Consider the following 18,022-nt stretch of genomic DNA (forward strand, 5'->3'; position numbering starts at 1 on the left):
CCGGATCGTGCCGTGACGGTGCGGGCTCAGTCCGCCGCGCCGCGCGGCGGGGCCGTGCTGTCGCGGACGACGAGGTCGGTGGTGAGCTCCACCCGCCGCTGGGCGGGCGGGTTCCCGTGCGCCAGGCCGATGACCATGGCGGCGGCGGTGGCGGCCATCTCGGCGAGCGGCTGGCGGACCGTCGTCAGCGGCGGGGTGAGCCACTGCGAGGGGAAGAGGTCGTCGAAGCCCACCACGCTCAGGTCCTCGGGAACCCGGAGGCCCGCCTCGGCCGCCGCTCGGTACACGCCGAGGGCGGAACCGTCGTTGCAGGCGAAGATCGCCGTCGGCGGGTCCGGCAGCCGCAGCAGCTCACGGGTGTGGGCGATGCCGTCCTCGACCTGGAAGTCGCCGATACGGACCAGGTTCTTGTCGACCGGGACGCCGGCGATGTCCATGGCGGCGCGGTAGCCGTCGAGCCGGGCGCGGCTGGCGAGGGCGTCGGAGGGACCGGCGACGATGGCGATGCGCCGGTGCCCCAGCTGGAGCAGGTGCCGGGTGGCGGACATCCCGCCGCTCCAGTTGCTGGCCCCCACCGACGGGCAGTCGTAGGCCGGCTCCGCGGGAGGATCGACGAGCACGAACGGGATGCCGCGGGTCCGCAGCTGGCTGTCCTGGGCCTCGGTGAGCCCGGAGAAGGTCGCGATGACGCCGGTGGGGCGCCGGGCCAGGATGGCCTCCACCCAGCCGCGCCCCGGGGTGTGGCTGCCCTGGAGCTCCGAGACCGCCACGGCGAGCGAGTGCTCCGCGGCCACCTGCTGGACGCCCCTGACGATCTCGACCGGGTAGGGGCCCGCCAGCTCGTGGAAGACCACCTCCAGCATCGGCGCGGGGCCGCTGGCCCGCTTCTGCCGCCGATACCCGTGGCGGCGGATCAGGTCCTCCACGACCTCCCGGGTCTCCGCGGCGACCTCGGCCCGGCCGTTGACCACCTTGGAGACCGTCGCCACCGAAACGCCCGCCCGCTCCGCCAACTGCGCGATGGTCAGCGGCTCCGGGTGCGCACCGTCGTCGTGAGAGCTCTTGTCAGCAGGGGGCACCAGAGCAGTCTACGCGTCCCACCTGGACCGTTTGCCGCTGCCGGTGCCCGTGGAGGGCCGGCCGCGGCAAACGCTCCAGCCCGCCCCGGTACGTGGCAGGGACCGGGGCGGGGAGGGGCCGCGGGGGCGACGGGGGTGTCAGTTCCAGAAGGCCATGGCCTGTCGGCCGAGGGACTGCTGGCCCGCGGTGTTGGCGTGGCAGCCGTCGGCGACCTCGCCGCTGCCGAGGTGGAACGCTCCGGGGTAGACGACGTTCTGCGTGGGGTCGGCGGCGGCCTGTTGGGCCAGGCTCTCCGTGAGCTGTGGGCCGTTGGCGCCGGCCAGGAAGCAGACGTTGCCGTCGTCGTAGAGCGGCTGTCCGGTGATGTAGATGGTCGCGTTCGGGGCGGCGTGCTGGCGGGCGTTGGCGATCAGCTGCTTGACCTCGTCGTAGGTCGCGCCGGCCCATTCGAAGATGCAGATCTGCACCCACACGGCCGTGGGCTCGCCGTACCTGGCGGCCTGCTGGTCGAACTGCTGCCAGGAGCTGGAGTTGGTGTTGGTCCAGGACTGCACGACGGCGCCGCCGGTGCCGTAGGGGCCCCACATGGTGGTGCCGCCGACGGCGACGTAGCCCTGCGCGACGTTCTCCGCCATGGAGCAGCCGATGAAGCCCATGGTGTTGGCGAGCGGTCGCGGCTGGTCCGTCCGCTGGTCGCTCGCCGTCGATATTGACGCGGACATGACAATCAGGACGATCGCGGCGGCGAGTGCCCCGACGGCGCGGACCGCGCGGCTGCGGCGGATCGGAGATCGCGCCCCGGGGTCCCTTTCCTGGTTGGCGGACTGTCTGGTCATAGCGGCTCCCTTTCTCGGTCCTTCGGACACGGTTCTGTCGGGGAATCGACCGACAGAAGTCGGCGGCCGACTGCGGCGACGGTACGACCGGGGATCCGGACGGTCAACGACGAGCTGCGCGGCCAGGGGCGGTTTCCGGACCGCGTCGAAACGGCATCGGCCGGACTCCCGGGGCGCCTCTCACCCGCACCGCGAGGCGGGTGGGGCGTCCGGCGCCCCGCCGGAGGCGCCGTCCGGCCCCGGGCCGATTTGGCGAAAAAAACTTCACATCGCGAACGCAGTCGGTTCGGCCGAGCCGTGGGTCGGCCGGGGCTCAGACGTCCGAGACGCGGGCGAACCGGCCGGCGACGTGGAGGTCCGCGGCGATGGCGTCGGCGGTGGCCCGCAGTTCGGGCAGCACCTCCGCCTCGCACTCCTCGGCGCTGCGGCGGCCGGTGTGCATGGCGACGTTGACGGCGGAGACCACGCGTCCGGAACGGTCGCGGACCGGCACCGCGATGGATCGCAGACCCTGCTCCAACTCCTGGTCCACCAGCGCGTAGCCGGTGGCCGCGGCGCGGTCCAGACACGCCGCCAGCGCCGCGCGGCTCGTCGTGGTGTACGGGGTCAGCGGCCGCGGCTCGGCGCGGTCCAGGCGGGTCGCGCGGTCGGCGGCCGGCAGGTCGGCGAGCAGCACCCGGCCCATCGACGTGGCGTAGGCCGGGAAGCGGGTGCCGACCGTGATCTCCACACTCATGATCCGCTTCGTCGCCGCGCGGGCGGTGTAGCGCACGTCGTCGCCGTCGAGCACCGCCAGGGACGTGGAGTCGTGCACCCGTTCGGCCAGGGCCGCCAGATGGGGCTGGGCGATCTGCGGCAGCGTGCGACGGGACAACGGCGCGAAGCCCAGGGCCAACACCCGTGGGGTGAGCCGGAAGGTTCCGGCGTCCGCGGCCACGCAGCCCACGTGCTCCAGGGTGATCAACGCCCGGCGGGCGGTGGCCCGCGCCAGGCCGGTCGCCTCGGCAACGCCCGAGAGGGTCAGCTCCCCGCGGCCGGCGCCGAACGCGGTCAGCACGGTCAGCCCGCGGGCCAGCGATTCGACGAACCCCCGGCCCAGCTCCCGTTTGGAGTCGGCGGCCCAGGACACCAGGCCGGGGCGGGCGGGTTCGGGCTCCGGCGGCTCGGCCTCGCGCAGCCGCCGCTCCATCGCGCTGACCGCCGCCCGGACCCTGGGCAGCAGCCGCCGGTGCAGGTCCCGCGCGCTGTGCCGGCTGGTGTGGCTGACCAGGCTCACCACGCAGGCCAGGCCCCCCGCCGGATCGCGCACCGGCACGGACAGGGCGACCAGGCCCGGCTCGACGAGCTGGTCGTCCAGCGCCCAACCGCGCCGGCCCGCCTGCTCCGCCCAGGCCGCGAACTCCGCGTCCGTGGGCGGGCCCTCGGCCGCGCGCGGCGGCAGCACGGGAAAGCCGTGGCCCAGCGGATCGGTGGCCCGGCGCCGACGCCAGCGCGCCCAGTCCCGTTCGTCCCAGCCGGCGGCGATCAGCGGTCCCGGCGCGATGCGTTCGGCCGGCAGCAGGTCGCCGATGCGGAAGCTGACCGACAGGGTGCGGCGCCGGGTGGTCTGGTGGATGAACCGGACGCCGTCGCCGTCGGCGACGGCCAGCGAGACGGACTCGTCCAGCTCGTCGGCCAGCTCCCTGGCGTGCGGGCCCAGCAGATCCGGCAGCCGCAGCGCCGCCAGATAGGCGTTGCCGAACTCCATCAGCCGCGGGGCGAGCAGCACCGAGCGGCCGTCGACGCGCAGGTAGCCCATGCGGGCCAGGGTGCCGGTGATCCGGTCCAGGGTGGAGCGGACCAGCCCGGTGCGGCGCTCCAACTCGGGGAGGCTCAGCGCGCCGTCGGCGTCGGTCAGCGCGCGCAGCACGGCGACGCCGCGGATCAGCGGCAGGACCGCCTCGGCGGGCGCCTCGCCCGCGGGCGCCGCGGCCAGGACCGGTGGCTGGGGCATGGGGCCTCCGTGCTCTCGGACGGCGTGCTGATGGGGACGGTGGGCCGGCGGCCCGCACCGTCGGGCGTCACGACGGCGACGCGTCGAGTTGCTGGTCGATCTTCTCCAACTCGGCGATCCGGTCCCGTCCGCGTTCGCCGAGCTCCTGGGCCACGGCGCCGATCACGTGCTCGACCAGTCCGCTCGCCCCCACCAGGGAGTCGAAGCCCGCGCGGGTCTCGATCTGCGCGGGGAGGACGACGTCGGCGAGGTGCGCGATCGGGGAGAGCCAGGCGTCGGTGAAGAGCACGAGGTCGGCCCCGCGGTCGGACATGGCGCGGGCCAGGTTGGCCGTGCGGCGGTCGTAGCGGCGGAAGTCGAAGGTCACCAGGACGTGGTTCCGGCCCGTCGCGGCGACCAGGCCCGCCGCCTCCCGGCCGTCGGCGGGGATCAGGTGCACGTCGGCCCGCAGCAGCCGCAGGTGGAAGTTGAGCAGCTCCGCGACGGAGGCGCTGAACCGGCCCGCGGTGATCACGACGGTCCGTCGGAGGTCGGCCAACAGGTCCCGTGCGGCGGCCAGTTCCGAGGCCGGCACCTCCCGGAAGGTGTCGGTGATCAGCTGGGTCAGCTTCGCCACCTCGGCGTGTTCCGCCGCCGCGGAGGAGGCCGCGGGCCCGGCGCCCTTCGGCTCCGGGTACTGCTCCAGCGGGGACCCCATCCGTTCGTGCACCTCGCGCATCAGCGCGCGTTGCATGTGCGGGAACCCGCCGAAGCCCAGCCGGGACACGAACCGGACCACCGTCGGCGGGCTGACGTTCGCCCGCTCGGCGAGTTGGGCGACGGTCTCCAGACCGGCGACCGGATAGGCGGCCAGGAGGGCGCGGGCGACCTTCCGTTCCCCCGCGCTGAGATCGCCCAGCAGCCTGCGCGTCATGTCCGCCACCGACTCGGTGGCACGTGGCTCGTCAAGCACCGGTCCGTCCTTCGCTGCGAGGTGGCTGCGGGGCCAGTATCCCAGCGCCGCACACCCGCGGGCGCCCGCGCGTCGGCCTCATCCCCGCGCGGCCGCGAGGTAGCCGGTCAGCATCGCCCGGGCCACGTCCGCCACGGCCTGGTCGGAAGGCAGGAAGGTGGCCGAGTGCAGGCGTCCCGACCCGTCGCCGACCCCGACGAACATCATCAGCGAGGGCAGCACCTCGGTGTAGTACGAGAAGTCGTCGGCGCCGGCCGAGCGGAACTCCCCGTCGACCGGGACGCCGAGCCGCGCCAGCCCGGCGGCGGTGGCCCGGGCCAGCCGCTCGTCGTTGGCCAGCGGTGGCTCGCCCCGGACGACGGACACCTCGGCGCCGCAGCCGAACGCCGTCGCGATGCCGCTGCTGACCGCCGCCAACCGGTCGAGCATCAGCTCCCGGTCCCGCGCGGTGGTGGTCCGCACGGTGCCGGCGAGGCCGGCGTGGTCGGGGACGACGTTGGTCGTCGTCCCGCCCGCCATCCGGGTCACCGTGAGCACCGCCGTGGCGGTCGGGTCGACGGTGCGGTGCCGGACCGACTGCAGCGCCGTCACGATGTTCGCCACCACCACCAGCGGGTCGCTGCCGGTGTGCGGGTAGGCGGCGTGGCCGCCCCGCCCCGACACCTCGACGGCGAACTCGTCGCTGGAGGCGTTCACCACGCCAGGCACGCAGGCGACGACGCCGTTCGGCAGGCTGGGCTGCACGTGCGCGGCCAGCACCGCCCGGCAGGTGTCGGGGCCCAGGGCGCCGGAGGCGAGGATGTCACGCGCCCCGGAGGGGGCGCTCTCCTCGCGCGGCTGCAGGACCGCCAGCAGCGGCAGCGGCCCGCCGACGCGGTCCACGGCGCGGGCGACGGCGACCAGCGCCGCGAGGTGCACGTCGTGACCGCAGCCGTGCATGAAGCCGGGCGTCGCCGACTGCCACGGCACGCCGGTCCGCTCGGCGACCTCCAGCGCGTCGAGCTCCGCGCGTATCGCCACGGCCGGTGCCTCGCCGCCGATCCGGACGATCGCCCCGGTCTCGGCGACCTTGACCACGCCGTCGCCGCGCGGCAGCTGGTCGAGGACCAGATCGCGGGTGGGCCCCTCGTCGCCGGAGAGGTGCGGGTCCCGGTGGATCCGGCGGCGCAGCTCGACCGCGGCGGGGAGCTCCGCCGCGACCGCCGCGCGCAGCCGTTCCGCGGCCTGTTCGTTCACCGGTCCCCCTCGACGCCGTAGACGCGGGCCGCGTTCTCCCAGCCGATCATCGCCGCGATCCGGGTCGCGTCCCGCGTCCCGAGTTCCGCGTCCTCGACCCAGCGGCCGAGCGCCCGCGTCATGCCGCGGCGCCACAGGTGGGCGCCGAGGAAGTGGAGTTCGGCGGGGCCCCAGGCGTCGGAGGAGAAGAGGATCTTGCCGAACGGCGCCAGCTCCAGCGATTCCGCGATGACCGCGTGCGAGCGCAGCCCGGTGTAGTTCGTGGCGAGCCCGACGTCGAAGTAGACGTGCGGGAACGCCTGGGCGAGATAGCCGGCGTTGCGGTGGAACGGGTAGCAGTGCAGCAGCAGGAGGTCCACCCCGCGCGGTTCGACGCGCCTGATGAAGTCGGTCAGCAGCAGCGGATCGCACCGGTGCAGGTCGAGGTCGGGGTCGCCGTAGCCCGAGTGGAGTTGCAGCGGCAGGCCGCGGTCGACGCCGCTCCAGAGCAGGAACCGCAGGAGGACGGGATCGTCGACCCGGGCGGAGGCCCCGTCGCCGGCCCCGTCGCCGGCGGCGAGCGTTCGGCCGGCGGCCCGCACCACGTCGGCCCGGGACGGCGGCGCCGGATCGAAGTCGAACCCGCAGCGGTAGGCGACCACGCTCTTGAGCCCGGCGGCGTTCGCGGTCCGCTCGGCCAGCACCTCGGGATACCGGCGGACGGCGGACTCGACGCTTCCGGCGGAGGTCAGCAGCCGCTCGAAGACGGTCTCCAGCCGCACCACCTCGTCGGCGGGGACGCCGCTCGACGCCGACATCTGCGCCGGGGTGAGGATCTCCTCCGCCGCGAACCCGGTCTCGACCAGGTACCGGCCCACGCCGCTCGCGGTGAGCAGCCGCCGGGTCACCTCGGCCTCGCCGAGCTCCTGGCGGCGGGCGACGTACGCGTCCGCGCCGGCCCGCGGCTCCAGGTCGAGCAGCGGGGCGCACCAGCGGCGGACGGCCAGGCCGACCTGCGAGTCGAACCCGTTCATCCACGCCGGCACCGGCCGGTCGGACTCGGAGAGCATCTGCTCGAACCGCGCCCGGTCGGGCTGGGACCGCAGCGCGCCGTGCACGTGGTGGTCGAGCAGCGGGAGGGCCGCCAGGGCCGCGGCGACCTCGGCGTACGGCCCCGACGGACGGTGCGAGCCGGACGGGTCGTGCGAGCCGGACGGGCCGTGCGAGCCGGACGGGCCGTGCGAGCCGGACGGGTCGTGCGGGTCGTGCGGTCCCTGGTCGGGGCGGTCAGTAGACATCGGCCATCCTTCGGCACGCCTCGTCCGGCTTGAGCACTTCGAGGTCGGAGAGGTCCTGACGGCGCACCGCCAGATGCGTGGCGAGCAGGGTCGGGTCGAACCACGACGCGGCCACCGGGTCGCTCTCCAGCGCGTCGAGGGCCTCGCCGGTGTCGCCGGGCAGGGGCGCGAGGTCCCCGGGCCCGCTGTGGGTCTCGGGCCACACCCGGGCCGGCTCGTAGTGCCGGATGCCGTGCAGCCCGGCCCGGACGAGCGCGGCGAGGCCCAGCCACGGGTTCGCGGTCGCGTCGGCGGCGCGGTACTCCAGGTTGAGCTGGTCCGCCACGGGCGTGCGGGACAGCGGCGTGGTCGGGCAGATCCGCAGCAGCGCCTCGCGGTTCCGCTCGCCGATGTAGGCGCCGCCCGCGCTCCACCGGTGCGGCGCGAGCCGGAGGAACGAGGTCGGCGAGGGAGCCGTCCAGCCGGTCAGGGCGCGGGCGTGGGTGACGATGCCGGCGGAGAACCGGGCGCCGATCTCGGAGAGTCCGCCCGGCCGGTCCGGGTCGTGCAGCACCGGGGTGCCGTCGAGGTCGGTGAGGCTGAGGTGGATGTGCACCCCGTTTCCGGTGCCCGCGGCGGTCAGGATCGGGGCGAACGTGGCCCGCAGCCCGCGCCGCCTGGCGAGGTCGCGGACGAGCTCCCTGAGCAGTACGGCGCGGTCTGCGGCGCGGAGCGCGTCGGTGGGCCGGGTCGTCACCTCGTACTGGCCCTCGCCGTACTCGGGCAGCCAGTTCTCCGGTTCCAGGCCCGCCAGGTCGAGGAGCCGCACGAGATCGGAGCCGAACGGTTCGGCGAGCCGCAGCCGTGCGAAGGACATCGGCGCCGACGCCGGCAGGCCCTGGAGCACGAACTCGTGCTCGAAGGAGGCGACCAGGCGGAGCCCGGCCCGTTCGCGCAGGTCGGACAGCGCCGAACGCAACGCGTCGCGCGGGCAGCACGACCACGGAGTTCCGTCCAGGTGCGCCTGGTCCGCGAGGTACAGCCGGACCGCGGGCGCGTCGCCGTCGGCGGGCACGTCGGTGGCCGTGCCGGGGTCGGCGACCAGCCGCAGGTCGCCGGTGGCGCCGAACGCGTTGTCGTCGACGATGTGCCCGCCGGCCGTCACCGCGAGGTCGGCGGGAACCCAGCCGACGCCGCCGCGCAGCACCGACTCGTGGTCCGCGAAGGGCACGGCGCGCCCCCGGGTCAGGCCGACCAGGTCGCACGTGGCCAGGAAGACCAGATCGGGGGTGGCGTCCCCGGCGGCCGGGGAGGTGGGCTGACCGGGCGGTTCGAAGGGGGGCATCGGGATCCTTGGGGGAACGGGGACAGCGGGCCTCTGCGGGTCTCTGCGGGCCTCGGCGGGGCGTGGGTCAGCCGGACCGGTCGGCGAGGCCGCAGTGGTCGATGGCGGCGACCGCCATCACCTTGGCGACGTCGATGATCGACTCGATGTCGACCCATTCGTCGGGTCCGTGCGCGTCCGCGCCGCGCGGGCCGTGGATGACCGGGGCCGCGCTGTCGACGTAGAACGCGCCGTCGCACACCGCGGGGAAGCCGGTCACCTCGCCCGTCCGCCCGAGCGCCTCGCACTGGCGCCGGATGCTGGAGATCAGTGGCCCCTCGGGATCGGTGTCGAACGCGGGGAAGTGCAGGTCGCCGAGCTCCCAGGTGACGGTGGGCGGATGCTCGGCCAGCCACGGGTCCTGGCTGGCCCAGTGGTGCACGAACTCCTCGAAGTCCGCGCGGATCTGCTGGGACGTCTCGGTCGGCAGGTACTTCAGGTCGAAGTCGACCACGCCGACGTCGGGCGTGGTGGCCGGGTTCGTCATGGTGACCGGGAGGCCGTCCTCGCCCAGCCCGAAGCCCACCTGCACGACGCTCGGGCTGATCGTGGTGATGCCGGGCGGCAGCAGCGGGTGGTACTTGCGCATGGCCCAGGACCGTTCGAGATGGCCGACCGCGGTGATGAAACGGGTCACCAGCTCGGCCGCGTTCACCCCGGGGCGCATCCGGTCGGGGGCGTCGGGCTGGGGGTAGATGTCGTTGTACCGCCAGCCCGCGTGCGCCTGGGCGCCGCGGATGGTGACGCGCACCCATTCCAGGCCCGGCTGGCAGACCATGACCTGCCCCTGCGTGGGTTCCGCGACGATCACCGCGGACGCGGTGTGGCCGCGCTCGATGATCTTCCTGGTGCCGAACCCGCCGGCTTCCTCGTCCACGACGCTGTGGATCGCGAGCGATCCCGCCAGGTCGATGTCGCAGCTCCGGAGCGCCTCCACGGCCGCCACCGCGGCGGCCAGGCCCGCCTTCATGTCGTAGCTGCCGCGGCCGTAGAGCCGCCCGTCGTCGATCCGCGCCGCGAACGGGTCAGTGCTCCACCGGTCGCGGTCGCCCACCGGCACGACGTCGATGTGCCCGTTGAGGATCATGCCGCGCTCGTCCGAGCCGTCGAGGCGGCCCACGACGTTGGGGCGGTCGGGGAACGCGTCGAAGACGTCGAGGTCCATGCCGGCGCGCCGGAGCCGGTCGGCGATGACCGCCTGGGCGTCCGCCTCGCGGTTCAGGCCGGGGGCGGACTCGAACTTCGGGTTGACGGTGGGGATGCTCACCAGCTCCTGGGCCAGCGCGACGACCGCGTCGCGGTTGCCCTCGATCCGCGCGAGCACGCCGGAGACGGCCTCTTCTCTACCCATCGGGTCCTGCTCTCTGCCCATCGGACCTGCTCCTTCGGTTCGGGCGCTGTGCTCAGTGCGAGACGGGGGCGGGCGCGGGCACGCCCACCGGCCGGGCGACCAGCCCCGGCCAGCGGCGGGCGGCGACCGCGACGGAGAGGGCGTAGCCGACGCCCACGCCCACGGCCACCAGCGGCATCGGCAGGAACGTGTCCGGCAGCTCGAAGTAGACGACCGCGCCGATCACGCACCAGGCGAACGCGAGCACGTTGACGCCGCCGACGTAGCGGTAGGGGCCGTGCTCGTCGTAGAGGGCCGGGACGTCGATGCGGCCCCGCTTGACGATCAGGTAGTCGGCGATGATGACGCCGACGATGGGCGCGAACACGTTGCCCATCGCCTCCATGAAGTCGCTGAAGCGGTTCACCACGTCCGGCAGCGCGGCCAGGAAACCACCGAGGAGCGCCACCAGGACGGTCGACCAGAACCGGCCCAGCCTCGGCACCAGGTTCACCAGGGAGAGCCCGCCGGTGTAGAGGTTCATCACGTTGATCGTCCAGTTGTCCAGGACGAGCACGACGAAGACAAGCATCAACACGAAGGACCCGACGCCCAGCTCGGGGATGACCGCGAACGCGTTCTCGTTCTGTGCTCGGGTCGCCGCCGCGGCGTAGGCGCCGAAGAAGGAGGCGACGAGGGCCCCGACGGTGGCGGCCGCCATGGTGCCGAACCACATGTCGCGGCGCGAGTTGGAGTACCGGCAGTAGTCGGCGGCGTCGGTCACCTGGCTGAACCAGGCCGCGGCCACGGCGTTGACCCAGACGGCGAACACGGCCCACTTCCAGCCGGCCGAGCCCTGCCAGGCGAACACCTCGTCGGGGGCGAACCCGGGCGCGTCGTGGCTGGCCATGACGTAGAAGAGATACCCCAGGATGACGATCTTGGCGGGAAAGGCGATCTTCGAGAGCCATTTCAGGGAGCCGTAGCCGAGCAGCGCCACCGTGGCCTGCAGGACGGCGAACGCGATGCTGACGCCGACCAGGGAGAGGTCCACGTCGAGCCATTCCCTGAGCACGGCCACGATTCCCATGGCCCCCGCCAGCGTCTGGAAGGCGAACCAGAACGCCGAGCTGACCGCGCGCAGCGTGGAGATCAACCATTTCGAGGCGCGAATTCCGACGAAGGCGCGGGTGGACACGATTCCGGGAAGCCCGTAGTCGACGCCCACGGTGGCCATCACGGTGTACGCGCTGAAGGCGATGAGGATGCCGAGCACCTGCGCCGCCACCGCCGCCCAGAAGGACAGGCCGGCGACCACGGCCAGCCCGCCGATGAGGATCAGGCCCGGGTTCAGCAGCACGTTCACCAGGATCTGGAAGAGGTCGTACCAGCGGATGGTGCGCTCCTCCGGAGGCACGGGCTCGACGCCGCGGGTCTCGACCCCGCGCGGCTGGCGGACGCTCGGACCCTCGTCGTTCTTGACCATTACGGCTCCCTATCCGGCCCGCCGAGCGGGCCAGGGCCTGGACCGGTGAACGACGCCAACGTAGGCGGAACAGATGTTCCTGTCTAGACACATTCCAAGATCATTGTTATGAATCTTACGTTGGCGTGCCCGCACGAGCCCGAGGTGGACGGGAGGCAGCGATGTTGGATCTGCATCGCCTGATGCTGCTCCGGGAGATCGGAGCCCGCGGCAGCATGAGCGCCGCCGCGCGCAACCTGGCGTACAGCCACTCCACCATCTCCCAGCAGATGAGCATCCTGGAGCGGGAGGCCGGGGTGGTGCTGCTGGAGCGCGTCGGGCGCGGGGTGCGGCTCACCGAGGCGGCCGAACAGCTGGTGCGGCACACCGAGGCGGTGCTGTCGATCCTGGAACGCGCCCAGTCCGACCTGGCCTCCGCGCACGCCCGGATCCGGGGCACGATCACGCTCGCGGCCTTCAGCACCGCCGCCCGGGCGGTGCTGCCCGAGGCGCTGCTGCGCCTGGGGCACCTCTATCCGGAGCTGAGCGTCGACGTCGAGCAGCACGAGCCGGAGGAGGGCCTGGCCCGGCTGGCCGCGCGCCGCGTCGACCTTCTCATCGCCGACGAGTTCCCGGGCGCGCCGCTGTCGGTCGGCCCGGCGCTGCACGCCGAACCGCTGCACACGGACCCCGTCGGCGCCTATCTGCCCGTTGGGTCCGAGGCGCGGAGCGTCGCGGACCTGGGGGAGCTGGCCTGGGCGATGGAGCCGGCGGGCACCGGGTCCTTCGCGTGGGCGCGCCGGCTGTGCCGCGACATCGGGTTCGAGCCCCGGATCAGGTACCGGTCCGCGGACCCCCTGTGCCACCTGCGACTGGTGGAGGCCGGACTGGCGGCCGCGTTCCTGCCCCGGCTGGTGGTGCGGGAGTCCGGCACCCGGCTGGAACGCTGCCCCCTGGTGCCCGGCGACCTCGAGCGGCGGCTCTACGCGGTGTCCCGGGAGGGAAGCCAGGACCGGCCGGTGATCCTGGCCTGCCAGGCGGTGATCCGCGGGGTGCTCGCATCGCTGTCGGGGCCCTGACCCGGCATCGTCAGCCGCCGGCGCGCTGCCCTACGGCGGCTTCCGCGGATCCGCTCCGCGGTGTCCTGACGCGGCCGGTCAAGGCGCCGGATCTGGGGTCGGGTGGAATCCGCCCTGGCTTTTGCGCGGTGTCCTGACGCGGCCGGTCAAGGCGCCGGATCTGGGGTCGGGCGGAATCCGCCCTGGCTTTTGCGCGGTGTCCTGACGCGGCCGGTCAAGGCGCCGGATCTGGGGCGGGGCGAAATCCGCCCCGGCTTTTGCCGTTTCCGGGCTTCCGGCGTTCCGTCGGTTTCCTCGACAGGCGCCCGTCGAGAGATCGCGCTTTTTCTCGCGCCTTTCCGCCCCTACCCTCGCCGACAACGGCCTCCACCGAACGGGTCTCCCGTTCCGTTCGAAGGAATTCTCGATGCCCGCCACAACCATTCCCCTGGCGCACCGCGCGACCGATCTGGTGGGGTCGGTCATCGACTCCTCCACCTCGCTGCTGGCCCGGCAGACGCACGACGTGGTGCGGTTCGCCATGGGCGCGCCCGGCGACGATCTGATACCCGTCGAGATGTTCGACCGATACCTCGGCGAACTGTCGCCCGGCCGGTACGGCTACGGCGCCACCGAGGGCGAACCGGAGCTGATCGAGCAGGTGCTCGCCCTGACGCACGGGCGGGGCGTCGCGTCGTCGGCGGACCGCATCACCATCACCACCGGCGGCATGCAGGGCCTGGACCTGGCCGGCAAGCTGTTCCTCGACCCCGGCGACCTGGTCATCGTCGAGGGGCCCACCTACACCAACGGGAACAGCACCGCCCTCAGCTACGGCGCCCGGCTGCTGGAGGCGCCCCTCGACGAGAACGGGCTGGTGGTCGAGCGGCTGGAGGAGCTGGTGGCCCGGGCCGGGCGCACCCCGAAGGCGATCTACACCATCCCGACCTTCCAGAACCCGTCGGGCGCCACGCTCTCGCGGGCCCGCCGGGAGCGGCTGCTCGACCTCGCCGACCGCTGGGGAGCCGTGATCATCGACGACGACCCGTACGGGATGCTGCGCTTCGAGGGGGAGGAGGTCCCCGGCTTCGCCCAGATCGCCCCGAACCATCCGCTGGTCTTCTCGGTCCGCACCTTCTCCAAGATCCTCGCCCCGGGGCTGCGGGTCGGCTGGGTCGACGCGGACCCGGCGCTGCGGCCGTTGCTGATCAACGCGAAGCAGGCCATGGACACCTGCACGGGAGTGCCGGCGCAGCGGATGGTGACCCGCTTCCTGGCGGACGACCACCTCGACGCCCACCTGGCCCGGATCGCGCGGCTGTACCGCACCCGCAAGGACGCGATGCGGCACAGCCTCCGGCGGCACTTCGGCGAGCGGGTGCGCGGCACCGACCCGGACGGCGGGTTCTTCCTCTGGCTCACCTTCGCCGGGGCCTGGGCGGAGCTCGACACCCGCAGGCTGTTCGAGCCCGCGCTGCGGCACGGCGTCGCCTTCATCCCGGGGCCGGCCTTCTCCGCGACCGGGTCGTTCGCGAACGCCCTGCGGCTGTGCTTCGCCACGTCGTCGCCCGAGCGCATCGAGGAGGGCGTCGTCCGCCTCCGACGCGCCGCCGAGGAAGTGCTGGCCGGCCGGGACCGAACCCGGCCGCCGCGGGTGTCCAACTAGTCAGCTTGCGCACTTGGACGGAAGCGGTATGGGAGCGGACGCGGCGCCCCCCGGCACCCCGGCCGGCTGACCGTGCTGACGGGGCCAACCGTGCTGACCGGGCCGGGCCCTACGGACAGGTCACGTCGGTGCCCCGGCGCTCGGTGCGCTCCGCGACCTCCCCCCAGACCCCCGCGCAGGCCTTGGCGACCTGGACGACGACGCCGCTGCAGTGCGGCGGAAGGTTGTCGATGATCCGGTCCCAGTCGTCCGCCCTGAGCGTGGCGACGTTCAGGAGACGGAGCAGGTACCGGCCCGGTTCGCTGAGCCGCAGGGCGGGGTCGGCCCTGAGCCGTTCGACGATGGCGGCGCTCTGGTCAGGACAGGACGGAAGCGGCTTCACCGCGCCCTCGTCGCCGCCGTCCCCCGAGTCCGTCGGCTGGGCGTCGGCGAGCCTCAGGTCCGAGCCCAGCATCCGTCCCCTGTCCCGGTCGAGCGGGTGCACCCGACCGGCGTGACCGCTCCCGGCCCCGGCCTGCCCGCCCGGCCCGGCCGGCCCGCGCCGGCGGATCTCGGTGACCGTTCCGGGGGACAGCCCGGTGACCGTCGCGATCCTCCGGTCCGACCAGGTGGGATGGGACAGGGCGATGCGCGCGGCGGATCTCCTGCGGTCCGCCAGCGACAGCGGCAGACCGTGTGTCACGTTCGCCTGGACGGCCAGCACGAAGGCGTCGGCCTCAGTGCCGTCGAAGAACCTGACCGCGATGCTCTTCCGACCCCGTAGCCGCGCCGCGCGTAAGCGGTGTCTGCCGTCGACCACCCGCATGGTCGCCCGGTGCACGATGATCGGCGGAAGTTCGTCCCGCGACGCCGCGAGCGCCCTGATGTGCTCGGGATCCTCTCCGACAACGCGCGGCGAGTCGGCGGTCGAAATCAGTCTGATCTCGACCTCGGTGGTCGGCTGTTCTTCGTTTTCCCCTCGTCCAGGTTCCACTGCAGCTCCTCACGAGTCGGGTATCGCCCCGATTACCGTTTACTGGCGAACTCCCGCATGACCTCGGGCGCGTTTGTCCCAGCCGTTCTCGGTGATGTCCCATCGCTGCGCTTCCGCCTGATCGGCCGGAGCAATCTCGTGCACGGACGGAGCAGGGACCGATGGGCTCCGCAACAAGGTTTCCCCCTGGTCACCGGCGGTTCAAGGGTGACCAACCGGCGGGAATTGTTTCTCCCGGGATCGGGTGCCGGGCAACAAAAACGGGCGCCGCAACCGCACGCCCGGGGTGGTGTACCTGCGACATCGCGCGCCGGCCCGCCGGGAGTCGCGTTTCGATGGTTCGTACGCGCCTTGTTGCGCGGCGCTTTTATTGCGCCGGCCTTTTAGGTCGGGAAGGATCCCTGGTCCGGACGGTCATCCGCGCGGGTGGCGGGGCGCACCGCCCGGTGCGCCGCAGGGCCCGCATACGACCGCCGCCCCGGACCACAGGGCCCGGGGCGGCGGCGGTGCCGGCGTGAACGCCGGCCGGAAGGCGAGGGATCAGAAGTGTTCGAGAATCTGCTGCCGGATCGTCAGCACGGACAGCACGCCGAACAGGCCGATCGCCCAGACCAGGGCGGCCACCCGGAAGCCGCGCACCTTCAGCGGTGCGGGCAGCGCCTTGCGATTCATCATGATCAGCAGCCCCGAGTAGACGAACATCATCAACCCGGCGACGCAGGCGGAGATCACCAGCAGCACCAGCGGCTGATCGAAACCGACCGAGAGAATGAGCACGCCTATGCCCACGAGACCCCATACCAACCAGAAGTACAGCCGGCTTTCGGAATGCCGCGAGGAGCGCAGGTACGTCGACTTGAGAACGTCGGCGGCCAGCCTGCTGGTGTAGTCGACGATGCCCGTCGCCGAACTGAACAGGGCGAAACCGCCGATCAGCCAGAAGAGCACGCCGAACCAGTCGCCCACCTCGGCCTTCAGGACCTCGCCCTCCACCTCCACGAAGCCCACGTCGTCGGTGAGGCCCGGCGTGCCGAAGAGCGTGGAGTGCGCCAGCAGCGAGGTCATCACGATGGTGACGATCGTGGTCACGCCGAAGGTCAGGGCCTGTTCGGTGTTCGCGAACCGCCACCAGCGCCTCCACCGCGCGAGGTTCTCCTCGTCGGGCACGAAGACGTATCCGCTGGTCGATCCCGAGGCCTCCTCCTTGCCGGTCACCGGACTGACCAGCCGGGGCACGTAGTGGCCCATGCCGAAGCCCTTGTCGCGGATCCAGTTGCTCTGGCACAGGTTCTGCCCGCCGCCGGCGCCGGCGTAGGCCAGCGCTCCCATCAGCACGGCGACCCCGATGTCGCTGGGGAACTGGCCGACGTTGGTGGCCGCCTCCGGCAGCTCCTTCCAGGTGTCCATGTTGACGGCGAGGATCACCGCCAGCACGAAGAACCCGCCGATCAGGGCGACCTTGACGAAGATCAACCCCTCGAGCGCCGAGTACACCACGGGTGCGAGGGTGAGGATCGCGCCGATGAGCAGCAGCAGGACTATGGCGATCACCGTGGCGTCGCCGCCGAAGACGTAGGAGAACATCGTCGCGGAACTCGTGGCCCACCCTGGCCACAGGTTCGCCGCGTACGTCAGCAGGGCGAGCACCACACCCCAGTGCGGCCAGAACCGGTTGAAACCGGCCATGGCCGTCTCGCCGGTGGCGAGCGTGTACCGCTCGATCTCCATGTTGATGAACCACTGGGTGATGACGCCGACCACGGCTCCCCAGAGGAAGACCAGGCCCGCCTGCGAGGCGATGTAGGGCCAGAGGATGAACTCGCCCGACGCCAGGCCCACACCGGCGCCGACGATGCCGGGACCGATGATGCGCCAGGTCTTCGGGGGTAGGGCGGGTAGGGCGCGGACCTCCGGCGGCGGCAGATGGCGACTTCGCATCGGGAAGGGTGCGTCGGCACCAGGGCTGTCGTCCGTGCGCTTCATCGGGATCCCGCCTCTCTTCGTCGAGTCCGCAGGGGGAGTACGATGCAGGCAATCATCAAATGATTAGATGATTCCGTCCAGGGGGCGTGCAAAGATCGTGGTGCAGTACCGGACCATGCATCAGCGGGTGGTTGACGAACTGGGTCGGCGCATCGTCGGGGGAGAGTGGCAGCCGGGGGAGTCGCTGCCGGTCGAGGGCGCGCTCGCGGTGCAGCTTGGGGTCAGCCGTGGCGCGTTGCGGGAGGCGGTCAAGGCCCTGGCCGCCAAGGGGATGTTGCATGTCCGCCCGCGCACCGGAACGCGGGTGCTGACGCCCGAGCACTGGAACTACCTGGACCGCGACGTGCTGCGCTGGCAACAGGCGTGCGACGCCGCGACGCTGATGCGCGACACGAACGGGCTGCGCCGGATCGTCGAGCCCGAGGCCGCCCGGCTGGCCGCCGGCCGGGCCGACCCCAACGACGTGCGGGCCCTCCAGGACGCCCTGACCGTGATGGAGATCGCGGCGGCGCGGCCCGGACGCGGCGGCTACATCGAGGCGGACATCGCGTTCCACGGCGCGCTGCTGGTCGCGAGCGGCAACCGCCTGCTCGGCTCGCTGGGCCGCGCGGTGAACGTCGCCCTGGAGCACACCTTCGCCGTGAGCACGCAGACCCCCGGGGCGGTCGAGGGCTCGCTGCCAGGCCACCGTGCCGTCGTGGAGGCCATCGAGGCCGGCGATCCCGAGGCCGCGGCGGCGGCCATGCTCGGCATCATCGACGCCGCCGAACAGGAGATCACGAGATCCCCGGGCCGCCCCCGCGACTAGCC

14 protein-coding genes are annotated in these 18,022 nt (G+C 72.9%); 3 read left to right on the forward strand and 11 right to left on the reverse strand.

Annotated features, from left to right (window positions below; translation table 11 throughout):
* Positions 1-26 precede the first annotated feature (26 nt).
* From ABGB06_RS33300 to ABGB06_RS33340, 9 genes are all read right to left on the reverse strand, one after another.
* Positions 27-1,079 (reverse strand): LacI family DNA-binding transcriptional regulator, encoded by a 1,053-nt coding sequence (locus tag ABGB06_RS33300; protein WP_347597091.1) that lies wholly within the window; start codon positions 1,077-1,079, stop codon positions 27-29.
* Positions 1,080-1,217: 138 nt separating this feature from the next.
* On the reverse strand, positions 1,218-1,916 hold the full coding sequence (locus ABGB06_RS33305; protein WP_347597094.1) for a hypothetical protein: 699 nt from the start codon (positions 1,914-1,916) through the stop codon (positions 1,218-1,220).
* 313 nt (positions 1,917-2,229) lie between these two features.
* Entirely contained in the window at positions 2,230-3,909 is a 1,680-nt protein-coding gene (locus tag ABGB06_RS33310) for an IclR family transcriptional regulator C-terminal domain-containing protein (RefSeq protein ID WP_347597097.1), read from the reverse strand.
* 67 nt (positions 3,910-3,976) lie between these two features.
* On the reverse strand, positions 3,977-4,861 hold the full coding sequence (locus ABGB06_RS33315; protein WP_347597100.1) for a MurR/RpiR family transcriptional regulator: 885 nt from the start codon (positions 4,859-4,861) through the stop codon (positions 3,977-3,979).
* A 78-nt stretch (positions 4,862-4,939) separates the two neighbouring features.
* On the reverse strand, positions 4,940-6,097 hold the full coding sequence (locus ABGB06_RS33320) for a M20 family metallopeptidase (RefSeq protein WP_347597103.1): 1,158 nt from the start codon (positions 6,095-6,097) through the stop codon (positions 4,940-4,942).
* A complete protein-coding gene (locus tag ABGB06_RS33325) occupies positions 6,094-7,374 on the reverse strand; it encodes an amidohydrolase family protein (protein WP_347597106.1) in 1,281 nt (426 codons plus the stop codon). Before ABGB06_RS33325 ends, ABGB06_RS33320 begins: the two co-directional genes overlap by 4 nt.
* The gene (locus tag ABGB06_RS33330) at positions 7,364-8,698 is read right to left on the reverse strand and encodes a glutamine synthetase family protein (RefSeq protein WP_347597109.1); all 1,335 of its coding nucleotides are present in this window, start codon (positions 8,696-8,698) and stop codon (positions 7,364-7,366) included. Before ABGB06_RS33330 ends, ABGB06_RS33325 begins: the two co-directional genes overlap by 11 nt.
* A 67-nt stretch (positions 8,699-8,765) precedes the next feature.
* Positions 8,766-10,109: an ArgE/DapE family deacylase gene (locus ABGB06_RS33335; protein WP_347597112.1), complete on the reverse strand. Its 1,344-nt coding sequence runs from the start codon at positions 10,107-10,109 to the stop codon at positions 8,766-8,768.
* A gap of 31 nt (positions 10,110-10,140) precedes the next feature.
* Positions 10,141-11,553: a cytosine permease gene (locus ABGB06_RS33340; RefSeq protein WP_347597115.1), complete on the reverse strand. Its 1,413-nt coding sequence runs from the start codon at positions 11,551-11,553 to the stop codon at positions 10,141-10,143.
* Positions 11,554-11,714: 161 nt separating this feature from the next.
* Here ABGB06_RS33340 and ABGB06_RS33345 point away from each other — a divergent pair, with 161 nt between their 5' ends.
* Positions 11,715-12,611, forward strand: a complete 897-nt coding sequence (locus tag ABGB06_RS33345) for a LysR family transcriptional regulator (RefSeq protein WP_347597118.1) — start codon at positions 11,715-11,717, stop codon at positions 12,609-12,611.
* A 406-nt stretch (positions 12,612-13,017) separates the two neighbouring features.
* Positions 13,018-14,256, forward strand: coding sequence for a PLP-dependent aminotransferase family protein (locus tag ABGB06_RS33350; RefSeq protein WP_347597121.1), 1,239 nt, complete (start codon positions 13,018-13,020; stop codon positions 14,254-14,256).
* Positions 14,257-14,365: 109 nt separating this feature from the next.
* Here ABGB06_RS33350 and ABGB06_RS33355 read toward each other — a convergent pair whose 3' ends face one another.
* Positions 14,366-15,229, reverse strand: coding sequence for a ParB N-terminal domain-containing protein (locus ABGB06_RS33355; protein WP_347597124.1), 864 nt, complete (start codon positions 15,227-15,229; stop codon positions 14,366-14,368).
* Positions 15,230-15,769: 540 nt separating this feature from the next.
* Complete coding sequence (locus tag ABGB06_RS33360) at positions 15,770-17,212, reverse strand: Nramp family divalent metal transporter (protein ID WP_347597127.1); 1,443 nt, start codon at positions 17,210-17,212, stop codon at positions 15,770-15,772.
* Positions 17,213-17,282: 70 nt separating this feature from the next.
* On the opposite strand from ABGB06_RS33360, the gene ABGB06_RS33365 reads away from it, so the two are divergent.
* Complete coding sequence (locus tag ABGB06_RS33365; protein WP_347597343.1) at positions 17,283-18,020, forward strand: FadR/GntR family transcriptional regulator; 738 nt, start codon at positions 17,283-17,285, stop codon at positions 18,018-18,020.
* Positions 18,021-18,022 lie beyond the last annotated feature (2 nt).

The organism is Streptomyces sp. B6B3, from assembly GCF_039871525.1.
GTDB lineage: Bacteria > Actinomycetota > Actinomycetes > Streptomycetales > Streptomycetaceae > Streptomyces.

Bases quoted from the DNA above. Each gene is read 5' to 3' on its own strand.
- ABGB06_RS33330 (WP_347597109.1), bottom strand. From the start codon at position 8,698: ATGCCCCCCTTCGAACCGCCCGGTCAGCCCACCTCCCCGGCCGCCGGG.
- ABGB06_RS33360 (WP_347597127.1), bottom strand. From the start codon at position 17,212: ATGAAGCGCACGGACGACAGCCCTGGTGCCGACGCACCCTTCCCGATG.
- ABGB06_RS33305 (WP_347597094.1), bottom strand. From the start codon at position 1,916: ATGACCAGACAGTCCGCCAACCAGGAAAGGGACCCCGGGGCGCGATCT.
- ABGB06_RS33345 (WP_347597118.1), top strand. From the start codon at position 11,715: ATGTTGGATCTGCATCGCCTGATGCTGCTCCGGGAGATCGGAGCCCGC.
- ABGB06_RS33325 (WP_347597106.1), bottom strand. From the start codon at position 7,374: ATGTCTACTGACCGCCCCGACCAGGGACCGCACGACCCGCACGACCCG.
- ABGB06_RS33335 (WP_347597112.1), bottom strand. From the start codon at position 10,109: ATGGGCAGAGAGCAGGACCCGATGGGTAGAGAAGAGGCCGTCTCCGGC.
- ABGB06_RS33350 (WP_347597121.1), top strand. From the start codon at position 13,018: ATGCCCGCCACAACCATTCCCCTGGCGCACCGCGCGACCGATCTGGTG.
- ABGB06_RS33310 (WP_347597097.1), bottom strand. From the start codon at position 3,909: ATGCCCCAGCCACCGGTCCTGGCCGCGGCGCCCGCGGGCGAGGCGCCC.
- ABGB06_RS33340 (WP_347597115.1), bottom strand. From the start codon at position 11,553: ATGGTCAAGAACGACGAGGGTCCGAGCGTCCGCCAGCCGCGCGGGGTC.